Below are 11,638 nucleotides of genomic sequence, written 5' to 3'. Positions count from 1 at the left end.
TGCTCGCCAGCGTGATTGAAACCTGTCGCCAGCGCGGCCAGGTGCCGTGGCCCTATCTGGCCGGCGTGATCGCTGAGCGCCGCGCCGGTCGCGCGGCCGCTCCGCTGCCGGCTCCAATGCCGGGTCTCTGAACGGCTACCTGGCAGATTATGAATCAAGGTGAATTTTTGCGAATTTTCGCCCGAAAAGTTTAAGTGAGCGCGGTCGGCCGCTAATTGGGCGCCGACTGACTAATGAGCGCGAGAGATGCGATTGCATTTAAGTGCCTCTCTTTCTTTGGACTAACGCTCCTATGGGGCTAAGCGGCGCATGAAGCATGCTCATCGGCGTGATGATACTTAATTACAACGGTGCACGTTGGCTCTCTCCGCTTTACGAAGCGCTCGGGAAGGCTGCCATTGGCGGCTTTCGCCTGTATCTCGTCGACAATGGCAGCCATGACGAAAGTATTGCATTGACGCTTGACCTGTTTCCCCAGGTAACTGTGTTACGGATGCCTGAGAACCTGGGATATAGCATGGCCTACAATCTCGCTATGCCCCTTGCTTTCGCGGACGGCTGCGACTGGGTCATTCTCGCCAACAACGATATCCGATTAGAACCGAATTGTCTGGCCGAACTCGCGCGAGCGGCCGCGGAGACCCCTGGGGTCGGCATCCTGGGACCGGCGTTTCTGGCATGGGATAGTGATGAGCCAAATTACTATATGCGGGGTGTGTATCCTCAGGTCATCCCCGCTATGCAGGCCAGGCTATCAAGCGCGATCGAGGTGGATTGGGTCGAGGGCTCCTTTCTGATGGTGAGCAAGTTCTGCATGGATGACATTGGACCATTGGATCCCTGCTTCTTCTTCTATTGGGAAGAAGCGGACTTTTGTCGGCGTGCGCGCTATCGAGGCTGGAAAGTGGTGCTCGTACCCTCTGCCATCGCCCGGCATTACGCGGGCGGTTCGACAAGAATTTGTGGCGATGACCGGTTTGAGCGCTTGCAGACACGTAACTACTACATTTATACGCTGACAAATGTGTATTCCACGTGGTGGCATAATTGTATCGATGCCTTTCATCTGTTATTGGTCCGGCTGAAAGCTGGTATTTTCCTGGGTGAAATTGCGATCTGGACCGAACTGAAGGTTTTTCGTGCGACGCTCATGGACTGGCGTATTATCCGCCGTAAGTGGCTGCGAGATCGCGCAGGAACTCATCCGCCGAGCCTTCAAGGCATCGCGATGCCGGTAAATGTGGTCGTTATCGGTGGTACTGGAGTCGTCACATGAATCAATCCCTGCGGGCATCCGTGGTCATTCCCGTGCGTAATCGGCCGGACCTGTTGGCTCGCACTCTCGAAACGCTGACTGAACAGACGATTTCGCCGGCCGAATTTGAAATCCTGGTCTGTGACGATGGCAGCACGGACGATGTGGCAGCGTTGGTGGAGCGATTTATCGTTGGGCCGGTCATGGTTCGGTTGGAACGTCAGGCGCCGAGTGGACCGGCGGCTGCTCGCAACCTTGGGACCCGCGCAGCCCTTGCGCCTGTCGTGATCTTTGTCGATAGCGATGTGATCGCCGATGGTGCCCTGATCAGGGCGCTGGTGGAAGCCCTGGATACGCATCCTGAGTGGCAGGGTGCCGAAGCGGCCTTGTTTCCGGCAGGCGAGGATACGGGCATCCTGTGGGACGCGCCGGCCTCGACCGCCGGGGGGCATTACCATACGGCTGCCATCGCCTACCGACGCGCTGTGCTGAAGATCGTTGGCGGGTTCGACGAGGAATTCAAATTGCCTGCCTGTGAGGATGTGGAACTGGCGGTGCGGGTGCTCACGCATGGACCGATCGGCTTTGTCTCGGGGGCAAAGGTGTGGCATCCCCGGCGCAAGGTGACCGCGCTGACGCACTGGCGTTGGCGTCGGCACTGGCGGTACGAGACGATTCTGGCCGTCCGTTATGGCATATTGGTCTTCCCGGGCAGACGCGCTGGTCCTTTTCCGCGTCTGCGGGTTGCCCTGGGGGCCGTGGTGACGTTGCCGGCCGGGCGCTTCCTTTCAGGATTGAAGGTCTTCTTCAGTCGTCCGAAGGATGGCGGGCAGGCAATGCTTTACGCACTGTTCGACGTGATCTGCGGTATTTCGGCGTTGCCGACGATTCTCTTTTCTGCGGTGCCGGTGCGGCGAGATTATCTCCAAAGCCTTGGTTGTGAAGCTTGAGGAGTGAGCATAATGGTGGGTCAGGACCAAGTCCGCACCGCAGTCGTGGTGGCAGCGCATCGTCGCTACGCCACGTTGGGACTCTGTCTTCAGGGTTTCAAGGCGATCGTCGGGCATCCGGAGGACCTGATCTTTGTGGACAACGGCTCGGGCGGGACCCTGACCCAGTGGGCGAAACAGCAGCATCCGGATATTACGGTTCTCACGCTTGAGGAGAATCGACTGTTCTGCGGCGGTTATAACGCCGGGATCCGTCAGGCCATGGAGCGAGGATACGCATACGTGTTGATTGCCAATGCCGACACGGAGGTCACGAATCCAGGGTTTATTGATCAATTGGTAAAGGCAATGTGCCGGCATCCGCGCGCGGCTTTCGGCGGCCCGCTGGTGTATTTCCGTGACCAGGGCACGGTTCAAACGACCTGCCTGCGGTTTCCCAGTCTAATGCGCAGCGCCTTGGTTTGGTTGCCCTATCGCTTGTACCCAAAGGCGGTGTCCCGTCAGCCCGCGGTGGAGCACGAGGTGAATTTCCTCAACGGTGTCTGTGTGCTGTGTCGTGCGGAAGCCTTGGGCGAGATCGGCCTGATGGATGAGACCTTCGGCGCCTATGTTGAGGACACCGACTGGGGTTGGCGGGCACGGCAGTTGGGTTGGACCAGTCTCTACACCCCCGTGCCCAGCCTGATCCACCATGAGGAGCCGCACGGTTATGAGCACCATTCATTCAAGACGTTCCTGCTCAAACGTAATACCGTTTATTGGCTAATGAAAGCGGGTAAGAGCCGCTCAGCCCGCGGCTACGCGATGGCGGCCATCGCCTTGGCTTGGCTTCGGGTATGGGCAGCGCCTACCGCGAGGAAGCGGCAGGTTTACCGCGACTTCGTTCTAAACCTGCAGATGATCTATCGCCGGTTGTTGGCTGGCGAAACACCTGGCGCTTGGTTTGGGCCACCGCTGAATGGTAATAGCCGAGCTACCTCGGCTCAGGCTGAGGCCGGTGCTATATAATCTGACCTTATTGAGCTTGTTTACGCATCTCGCCTCTTTGGCGGCGACGCAGACTGCTTACGGCGCCTTCTTCTCGACATTGCGATGGATATCCTTATTTCTCTTTGCTGGTAGTGCATTGCTATTAGCGAGCACGAGCGGACGTCTTTCTTCACAGTTGAAGGTAGTTGACCTGCGGGTGCTGGTGTACCTCGGCCTTTGGGCTTTCACCGTGATCAACTCGGATCAACCATTGTTCAGCGGTTATCGCTGGGCCGCGCACGCGATGATCGTTGTGTCTTGCTTGGTCTGTTTGCCGAGAGTGGTTCGGATGGTCGACGCCTGGAAGTTGCTCCTGGTTCTCAAACTGATCATTGGCCTCATGCTGGTTGTATCGTACCTCCGACCCGCAGAGTTCAACGTGTTCGACGATCGGACTCTGTACAAAGGTATCTTCGGCAATCCCAACGCGTTGGGCCATATGGCTGCGGTTGGCTGTTTGCTGTTCCTGCATGGGTTTATCACGCAACAGAAATCGCGGTGGGGTCAGTTTCAAGCCGTCATGGCGGGGCTGGCGGGACTCCTGATGATTCAGTCTGGGGCGAGAAGTTCCACGTTAGCGTTTCTGGGCGGGTTTTCCGTCTTGTTCGTTCTCTATCGGTCACGTCTATCCCGCTATTTGGCACTTGGGGGTTTGGTGACTATATTAGCGCTCGTTATCTACCCGGATCAGTCCGGGCGGGTCGAGAATTTTGTTTTCAAGCATGGGATGACCCAATCCGGGTCCGCACTGGATCGTGTCACGTCGACCCGACAGACGGCCTGGGAGAGTCATTGGGAGGGTTTCGAGAAAAAACCTGTATTGGGCTGGGGTTTCGGGGTGGACCAGGATACGGATTTATCTCAATGGCACGGCGAGTTGACCGCCTTAGGCTCAACGGGTCGTGACTCGGTTAACGACATCATGTATACATTGGAGTCTGGTGGGGTCGTGGGACTGGTTGCGTATGTGCTGATTCTTAGTCTGATTTTCAATGCTTGGATACCGCGTGTCTTGCGGGCGAGGCTGGATGTCATGCGGGGGCAGCCGGGCAACGAGACGCTCGCTTCCGTTTATGAGGTACAGCGGGCGTTTTTTTGCTTGACTGCTCTGCTGATTGTGCTATTCGAGTTGGATAATACTGCCCTTGCTGCTGGTAACTTCTTCGCTGCCCTGCTTTGGTTCAGTCTGGGATTGTCAATCGGGCTTTACAATAAGCTCAGGCGTGAATTGCGAAGACATGCGATCAAGCCTTCATTCTTGCGCAGCCCCGTTTCCGTGGGCCGATTATGCTGAGATTCATGATCCTGCGCTGGATGATCAGCCAGTGCGGGCCTTTGGCTGTGAATATGCCTGCCGCCAGGATTGGAGTCGCTGGCAGCGTGCGTTCATCACAGTTTTCGGTATTGTCGATTTACCCTCGCGCATTCGCGCCAGAGCTGTATTGTGGGCTCTACAGCGATTCTCCTGTGATCACATCCTGGATGTTGGTACAGGCACTGGCGTGTACGCGCTCTACATTACCCGCGATGCTGAGTCGCGGGTTCTCGCCCTGGACATCGATCAGAGGCGTATAGCGAGCGTATCGGATATCTCAGGCCAATTGGGTCGCATAGGGTTAACAACCCTATGCGGTGACGATGGGGTGCTGTCGAGCCTTCCAAGAGCGTACTTTTCTGTCGGGTTGGCGGTAGAGGTGCTTCAGTATTTTCCTGATCTTCCTCGAACCCTTCGCGACCTGCATGAGCGGCTGCGCCCGGGCGGGGGCCTCGTTGTTCATATTCCCGTCAGGAAGGAATTTTGGCCCTACGAACGCACTCTGTTCGACGATGCCACGCTACCTTGGTTGTTTATCAACGCTGGTTTTGAACCCCCAGAGATTCATCAGACGTTTGGACGTGTTGCGCTGGCGTTGGGAAGGGTATTTTCCAGATGCGCGTCTCGCCCCGCGGTTTTGGCAATCGTGTATCCATTGCTTCTGTTAGGGGCTGCCCTCATCCCTAAATTTACCAATAGCGGGGAATGCCGGTTAGTCATTGCGCGCAAGCCCATACCCAATTCGTCCACGACCCCTTTACTCTCGGAGTGATTCCGATGAGGCTTCAATGTTAAGGCTTGGTCTGATTTTGGATCACCCCAGTCCACATATGGTGGGGTTGCTTGATGCCCTAGCTCAGCGAATGGATTGCACGGCGCATGTGGTCTACTTGCGATCGGGTGCGCCCGAGCGGCGTTGGGGGAACCCGGCAGGTCGTTTGCCCCATCTCTTTGCCACTGTGAAGACGAATTCCCTGGCAGTCGTTGAGGCGTCGGCGGTACTTCAAGCGCTGAACCGCGTTCGCGCCGATCTCTGGGTTGTCAATACCTGCTACACCACGCCCGCGACTTGGGCGGCCGTGGCGTGGCTGAATGCCCGGTGCCTGCCTTGGGTCTATATGAACGAACCACCCCGACCACGGGGTCGACTTGGGGTGATCAAGTTGGCCCTGCTGCGTGTGCTGCTGAGACGCGCAGCAGGGGTAATCGGAATGGGGTGTGAAGCGCGGGCTCGGTACGCCCAGCTTGTGGGCGCCACGATTCCTTCGGCCTCGGTTCCCTATTACCTTGACCTCAGCGAATTCCTGAAGTTGCCTAGGTCGCGAATGCCGTTGGACCCAGCGCCGGTCCGGTTCTTCACTGCGGCGCAGATGATTGCCCGCAAGGGCATTGACGTGTTGGTGGGGGCGTGCGCGCGCCTTCCGGCAACGGGCTGGACGTTGACACTGGCGGGTGAAGGTCCTCTGCGGGGGGCGCTTGAAGTGGCTTTCCGCCGGCACTGGGGCGCAGATCAGGTCATCTTCCTCGGTGAAATTCCTTACGCGGAGCGCGCTGCGGCCTTCGACGGTGTCGATGTTTTCGTATTCCCGTCCCGTTGGGATGGCTGGGGGGTGGCCCCAATCGAGGCAATGGCGGCGGGGTTGCCGGTCATCGCGACGGATCAGGTCATGTCGATGCGGGAGTTCCTTCGGGAGGATGAGAGTGGATTCGTCATCCCGAGCGAGGATGCGGTCGCGTTGGCAGAGCGTATGGGCAGGTTCATCGCACATCCTGAGCGAATCCCGGTCATGGGACACGCGGCGCGGGTTGCGCTTGCCGATTATCGGCCAGACCTCGGCGCGGCCCGTCTGGTCGAGTTTCTGGTCGGAGTGGATCAGGTTATTGATAGCGCAAGACCCGCGGACGCCGAACGGCGTGTCGTCTTCGACGAGGTGCCTACCTGGAAGCATCTGACTCAACCGACACGGATCGGCCGGCGTACCGTTCAATGTGGAAGGGCACTGGCCAAACGAGCAGTGATTGATGTCGGGATGTCCCTGCCGTGGCGGCACAGTGCGCCGCGGGGCCACCGGATACTTGTGTATCATCTGGTGTTGCGGGAGGACCGGAATCGGTTTCGTGAGCATCTCAGCCTTCTGCGTGATCATTACCGTGTGGTTACTGTGCGTGACCTGGTTCAGGGCCTGGGGAAAGAGGATGAGTGCCCGTCTGTGGCGATCAGTTTCGATGACGGGTTTCGCGTGCTGATGTCCGACGCCCTGGAATTATTGGAGGAGCAGGGGGTCAAGGCGAGTTTCTACGTACCGACTGACTTTATTGATCTCGCTGGTGATCAGGCCCAGGCGGCGTCATTCAGTCTGCGCGCACACTATTATCAGCGACCGCTCCAGCCGATGGCCGTCGATGACCTTCGCCTACTTCGAAGTCTCGGCCACGAAATCGGTAGCCACGGCGTCTCTCATCTCGGCTTGGATGCGGTATCCTGCACCCGCGCAAGCAGGGAACTAAAAGGTTCCCGTGACCGGCTGTCAGCCTGGCTTGGTGAGGCACCAGTTGGCTTTGCCTATCCCTATGGTAAAGTCGAGAGTACTTTGGGCCAGCCTTGCCGCTGGGTGGCGGATGCCGGATACGGGTACGCGGTCACATTGCGCCGCGGAACAGTACACATGGGGACCGACCGGTTCCTCCTGCCGCGTGAACATGTGGAGGGCCACTGGCGGGTGCGCGATCTTCGCTATTTCCTCAGCCGCTGATTCGGAATCTCGCGACAATGCGTATTCTTCATGTTCTACCCTCGATTAATCCCGTTACCGGAGGCCCGGCGAAATCGGTGTTACTCCAACTGAAGGGGTTGGCGCGCTTGGGGCACTATGTTGAACTATTCACTACCAATTGGCCGGAAATCGACGGGGACGCGGTGGAGCAGGTTCTGGAGCAGGACGGAGTCATCGTACGGGTATTTCCTGCGACTCAGCTGTGGCCGCTGACGCAGGTGCCATATAGCAGGGGGTTGATTGCCTCGGTTCGTGAGGCGCGGGGGCGTTTCGACATCTATATAGCCAGCAGCTTATGGAACCCATTGATCACGCACACGCTGGCGCTTTATCGCCGCTACGGGCTACCCTACTCGATTTACTGCCACGGTATGTTGGACCCGGTGGTGTTCGCCAGGCACCGCGTCGGCAAGTGGGTTTGGGCACAATTGTGGGAGCGGCGTAACGTCGAAGAAGCGGAACTCATATATTTTACAACTGCGGGGGAACGTCAGAAGGCGCAGGCTCAGGGTTGGCGGCTACGGCGTCCCTTCGTGATGGCCATCGACGTGGATGTATCGGTGGGTCTGACGCTGCCGCCTCGCACGCGGCTGGAGCGCGACTATCCCTGGCTGGCGGGCAAGGACGTGGTCGCTTTTGTGGGACGGATCAACTGGGTTAAGAATCTGGACCTTCTGGTGTCAGCTCTAGAGCAAGTACGCCGGTTGGGTCGGGATGCGGTTCTCCTATGCGTTGGTCCGGACAGCGATGGGTCTCGCAAGGTACTGGAGCGGCAGGCGCTCGAGTTGGGCATTGCGGATAAGGTGGCATTCACTGGCCTGCTTATGGGAGAAGACCTCATGGCCGTGTACGCGCGGGCCGATGTCGTAGCCTTGGTATCGCGCAAGGAGAATTTTGGATTGGCGGCGGCCGAGGCATTGGCCGCTGGTGTCCCGGTCGTGCTGAGCGATGGGGTGGATATGGGGCCAGATTGGGTTGCACCGCCAGTCTGGCGGGTCCGTCAGAATGTGGGCTCCATTGCCGAGGGCCTGATCGGAGCCCTGATCTACGCGCAGGAGACCGGGGCTCCGTCTGCGACTGCCCGTCAATTGGCACAGCGAGAATGGGGGGCGTCGCAAATTCAGTCCCTTGCCGATGCTTATGAAGCGATTGTGGACATCAGACGTAGTATGAGCGTGGCGAACGGATCTCGGTAATCCGGTCGTCCGGCAATCCCAGTTGCGTGCAGTGAGGTTTCCTGATCGATCATGAACGACGAACCCGACCTTTCCGGCTACCGCTACGTTTATTCCGGTCTGGGCTAATCCCACAATTATCTGCTGCCTACGCGACTGAAAGGCGGTATACACGGCACTGGGCGCATCGTCCGTCAGCGCCTGACCACAGACGGCGCAAGCTGCCGGGCGGTGGAGCGCGGGCGTATGGACCTTGAGCACCAGGGTCGGGCCGACCCCGGGGCCCGTGGCTGTTTGCCCGGCTTGCGCTTCGGACGCGTCCCCGCACCGCCGTCGGCGCCCGGGGCGCCCGCCGCCGACCCGCCACCAGTGGCTGGCGCATCCGCCGCCGGGGCACGCTCAGCGTCCGCGGCCATGGTGTCCGCCGATGGCTCCGGCGTTGCCGCCGCAGGCGCCGTCGCCGCGGATGGCCAAACACGCTCCCAGGGCGCGCGACTGCTCGGTGGGCGGGAACTGTTGGTCGGATTCTACTGCAACCGCTCGCGGGCTTCCTTCAGGTCCGACAGCAACGTCGATGACAGGGTGCGCAACGCCTCCTCCGGCAACCGCCGCAGGGCGTCATCGTCGAGCTGCTGCAGATCGTGCTGGCTGAGCTTGATGTCAGGTGTCGCCTGAACCGCGGCGCCCCCACGACGCCACAGATGGTTAGGTAAATATGTTCGCACAGTCGCTGAGAAATGTACCCCAGTTTGCCATTCTGCGCGGGGGTCTGAACGGTTACCTCTCTGGCAGTGTTTGATCGAGCTGACTCAAAGATTTGGAGATTGATTATGGTTTCTCGGCAAGTAAGGGATGTGTATTTTGCGCTTATGGCGGTTCCGATGCGTTTTTCAGCGTCAGCCTATCGGGCGTTATTGTCTCCAAAAAGCTTTAATGACGTGTGTGTAAAAGTTCATCTTGGCCCGGGTCAAAAGGGTTATAAACCGGGCTGGATTAATGTTGATGCCAATTTTATCTCAGCCAAGATTGATGTTTGGGCCGATCTGCGCGACAAGCTTCCCTTTCGTAATCAATCGGTGGATGTGTTCTACTCACATCATGTGATAGAACATTTGCCGGATAGCAGTCTTCTCTATCACTTCCGTGAAATGCATCGCTGCTTGAAGCCCGGCGGGATTATACGTATCGGGGGGCCGAATGGTGATGAGGCAGTTCGTAATTTTCTGATCGATAATCATGATTGGTTTGGTGATTTTCCTGATAAACATCATAGCATTGGCGGGCGACTGGTAAACTTCCTCCTTTGTCGTGGTGAACATCTTACAATCCTGACGCGGTCGTATTTGTGGGAGCTACTGGGTGAGGCTGGATTCGATGGCATCACGTTTCGCGCTTCGATTACCGATACAGGTTATTCCGATTTGCTTAGTGATGCACTTGCTGGAGAGTGGGAGTCGACACCGGAGAGCCCACATACGCTGATGGTGGAAGCGATTAAGTCCTTTTAAATGGATCAGGCAAGCCATCATCTCGCTGATAGTGGGCTTGCCTTGCTCATGCTGAAGTCAAATATGTTATCATGCCAATCCTATGAGCATCTCCATCCTACTTCTGACGCTCAACGAAGAAGCGAATCTGCCGCCTTGTCTTGCCGCCGTCAACTGGTCGGACGATGTCGTTGTGCTCGACTCATTTAGTCAAGACAATTCCGTCGACGTGGCTGATCGACTTGGCGCACGCGGCCTATCCCGCGCTGAGGCTCAGCAACGGATGAACCTATGACGATCTGGCGGGTCAGTTTGGCCAGTTCCCGGTGGTGCTGAGTTTGGAGGTAGTCGAGCATATCTATGCCCCGCGCCACTATGCGCGGACGATCTTCGACCTGCTGTCCGGCGGGGGGTTGGCCATCCTCTCCACCCCCTATCACGGCTACTGGAAAAACCTTGCCCTGGCGCTAAGCGGCCGGATGGATGAGCACTTCACGGCCCTCTGGGACCATGGCCATATCAAGTTCTGGTCCGTGCGGACACTGGGCGAGTTGTTGCGCGAAGCCGGCTTCATCGATGTCCGCTTCGAGCGGGTCGGGCGGGTGCCGGCACTGGCCAAGGCAATGATTGCAGTGGCAACGAAGCCTTGAAGCATGATGACCGATGCGATTAGTAAGCTCCCGATCACGGTTCTTCTCGCCGCGAAGAACGAGGCGCTCAACCTGCCGCGTTGCCTAGGGGCACTGGGAGCAGCCATGCGCGTCATCGTGCTCGATTCTTACAGCGCCGATGCAACGCCTGGGATCGCGCTGGCCCAGGGTGCCGAGGTGGTACAGTTCGACTACCGGGGCGGGTATCCAAAGAAACGCCAATGGGCGCTGGAACAGGTTGCGATCGACACCCCCTGGGTATTGTTGCTGGACGCTGACGAGGTGGTCCCGGATATCCTGTGGCAGGAGATCGCCGTGACCGTCCGGCGGCCGGATGCGTTGGATGCCTATCTGATCACCAAGGGGTTTCATTTTCTCGGTCGCCGCTTCCAGTACGGTGGCTTTTCGCACGAGGCGGTGTTGTTGTTCCGTACCGGCACAGCGCGCTTTGAACATTTGTTCGACGATGCGCCGGACAGCCTGGATATGGAGATCCACGAGCGGGTCATGGTGCAGGGCGCAATCGGCCGCTTGCACACCCCCCTGATCCATGAAGACTTCAAGGGGCTCGAAGCCTATATCACGCGCCACAACAAGTATTCGACCTGGGAGGCGAGGGTTCGGTATCGCTACCTGACCACCGGCCGCTATGGCGAAAACACCATCGTGCCGCGGTTGTTTGGTAACTCACAGGAGCGACGACGGTGGCTGAAGGCACTGATCATCCGGCTGCCGTTTGAGTCGCTGCTTTGGTTTTTTTATCACTACGTCCTTCGGTTGGGATTAATGGAAGGCCGACCTGGGCTGATCGCATGTCAGGTTCGCGCGAGCTATATCGCGCAGGTACGGGCTAAGATGTATGAATTGACGCAGCGCGGCAACAGCCTGGATAGGTAACGATTCAGGAATAGTATTGAACCGTTCCCAGGTGACGCGACGGCATGGGTGTTGGCGGCGGTGCACGAGGTACTTGATCATCACTTCGGCCACGCGCCCTTGCGGC

At 58.2% G+C, this 11,638-nt stretch carries 12 protein-coding genes; 11 read left to right on the top strand and 1 reads right to left on the bottom strand.

Going from position 1 to position 11,638, the window contains the following annotated elements:
* Window positions 1-316 precede the first annotated feature (316 nt).
* From QZY48_RS25720 to QZY48_RS25690, 7 genes are read left to right on the top strand one after another with little or no spacing between them, the layout of a single operon-like run.
* On the top strand, window positions 317-1,276 hold the full coding sequence (locus QZY48_RS25720) for a glycosyltransferase family 2 protein (RefSeq protein ID WP_295436372.1): 960 nt from the start codon (window positions 317-319) through the stop codon (window positions 1,274-1,276).
* Entirely contained in the window at window positions 1,273-2,205 is a 933-nt protein-coding gene (locus QZY48_RS25715) for a glycosyltransferase family 2 protein (RefSeq protein ID WP_295436371.1), read from the top strand. Before QZY48_RS25720 ends, QZY48_RS25715 begins: the two co-directional genes overlap by 4 nt.
* Before the next feature lie 12 nt (window positions 2,206-2,217).
* Window positions 2,218-3,213, top strand: a complete 996-nt coding sequence (locus QZY48_RS25710) for a glycosyltransferase family 2 protein (protein WP_295436370.1) — start codon at window positions 2,218-2,220, stop codon at window positions 3,211-3,213.
* Window positions 3,214-3,229: 16 nt separating this feature from the next.
* Window positions 3,230-4,528 (top strand): O-antigen ligase family protein, encoded by a 1,299-nt coding sequence (locus QZY48_RS25705; RefSeq protein WP_295436369.1) that lies wholly within the window; start codon window positions 3,230-3,232, stop codon window positions 4,526-4,528.
* Complete coding sequence (locus tag QZY48_RS25700) at window positions 4,458-5,321, top strand: methyltransferase domain-containing protein (protein WP_295436368.1); 864 nt, start codon at window positions 4,458-4,460, stop codon at window positions 5,319-5,321. Before QZY48_RS25705 ends, QZY48_RS25700 begins: the two co-directional genes overlap by 71 nt.
* A gap of 16 nt (window positions 5,322-5,337) precedes the next feature.
* Window positions 5,338-7,302 (top strand): glycosyltransferase, encoded by a 1,965-nt coding sequence (locus tag QZY48_RS25695; protein WP_366929780.1) that lies wholly within the window; start codon window positions 5,338-5,340, stop codon window positions 7,300-7,302.
* Between the two features lie 17 nt (window positions 7,303-7,319).
* Complete coding sequence (locus tag QZY48_RS25690) at window positions 7,320-8,519, top strand: glycosyltransferase (RefSeq protein ID WP_295436366.1); 1,200 nt, start codon at window positions 7,320-7,322, stop codon at window positions 8,517-8,519.
* Window positions 8,520-9,025: 506 nt separating this feature from the next.
* Here the strand turns inward: QZY48_RS25690 and QZY48_RS25685 are convergent.
* Complete coding sequence (locus QZY48_RS25685; RefSeq protein WP_295436365.1) at window positions 9,026-9,223, bottom strand: hypothetical protein; 198 nt, start codon at window positions 9,221-9,223, stop codon at window positions 9,026-9,028.
* Window positions 9,224-9,328: 105 nt separating this feature from the next.
* Between QZY48_RS25685 and QZY48_RS25680 the strand changes: the two genes are divergently transcribed.
* The 4 genes from QZY48_RS25680 (at window position 9,329) to QZY48_RS25665 (ending at window position 11,532) form a co-directional block, all read left to right on the top strand.
* Window positions 9,329-10,006 carry a methyltransferase domain-containing protein gene (locus tag QZY48_RS25680; protein WP_295436364.1) on the top strand — a complete coding sequence of 226 codons (678 nt, stop codon included), beginning with the start codon at window positions 9,329-9,331 and terminating at the stop codon, window positions 10,004-10,006.
* An 82-nt stretch (window positions 10,007-10,088) separates the two neighbouring features.
* Window positions 10,089-10,280, top strand: coding sequence for a glycosyltransferase (locus tag QZY48_RS25675; RefSeq protein ID WP_295436363.1), 192 nt, complete (start codon window positions 10,089-10,091; stop codon window positions 10,278-10,280).
* 31 nt (window positions 10,281-10,311) lie between these two features.
* Window positions 10,312-10,635: a methyltransferase domain-containing protein gene (locus QZY48_RS25670; protein ID WP_295436362.1), complete on the top strand. Its 324-nt coding sequence runs from the start codon at window positions 10,312-10,314 to the stop codon at window positions 10,633-10,635.
* Window positions 10,636-10,638: 3 nt separating this feature from the next.
* Complete coding sequence (locus QZY48_RS25665; RefSeq protein ID WP_295436361.1) at window positions 10,639-11,532, top strand: glycosyltransferase family 2 protein; 894 nt, start codon at window positions 10,639-10,641, stop codon at window positions 11,530-11,532.
* Window positions 11,533-11,638: the final 106 nt, after the last annotated feature.

It is taken from the genome of uncultured Thiodictyon sp., assembly GCF_903828115.1.
In the GTDB taxonomy this organism is placed as follows: Bacteria; Pseudomonadota; Gammaproteobacteria; order Chromatiales; family Chromatiaceae; genus Thiodictyon.
Note: the sequence above shows the minus strand (reverse complement) of the source record. Positions and strands in the feature narration are given on the sequence as shown.

What these genes read in the sequence shown, in the direction of transcription:
- QZY48_RS25720 (WP_295436372.1), top strand. Translation starts at nt 317, where the DNA reads ATGCTCATCGGCGTGATGATACTTAATTACAACGGTGCACGTTGGCTC.
- QZY48_RS25715 (WP_295436371.1), top strand. Translation starts at nt 1,273, where the DNA reads ATGAATCAATCCCTGCGGGCATCCGTGGTCATTCCCGTGCGTAATCGG.
- QZY48_RS25710 (WP_295436370.1), top strand. Translation starts at nt 2,218, where the DNA reads ATGGTGGGTCAGGACCAAGTCCGCACCGCAGTCGTGGTGGCAGCGCAT.
- QZY48_RS25695 (WP_366929780.1), top strand. Translation starts at nt 5,338, where the DNA reads ATGTTAAGGCTTGGTCTGATTTTGGATCACCCCAGTCCACATATGGTG.
- QZY48_RS25690 (WP_295436366.1), top strand. Translation starts at nt 7,320, where the DNA reads ATGCGTATTCTTCATGTTCTACCCTCGATTAATCCCGTTACCGGAGGC.
- QZY48_RS25680 (WP_295436364.1), top strand. Translation starts at nt 9,329, where the DNA reads ATGGTTTCTCGGCAAGTAAGGGATGTGTATTTTGCGCTTATGGCGGTT.
- QZY48_RS25675 (WP_295436363.1), top strand. Translation starts at nt 10,089, where the DNA reads ATGAGCATCTCCATCCTACTTCTGACGCTCAACGAAGAAGCGAATCTG.
- QZY48_RS25665 (WP_295436361.1), top strand. Translation starts at nt 10,639, where the DNA reads ATGATGACCGATGCGATTAGTAAGCTCCCGATCACGGTTCTTCTCGCC.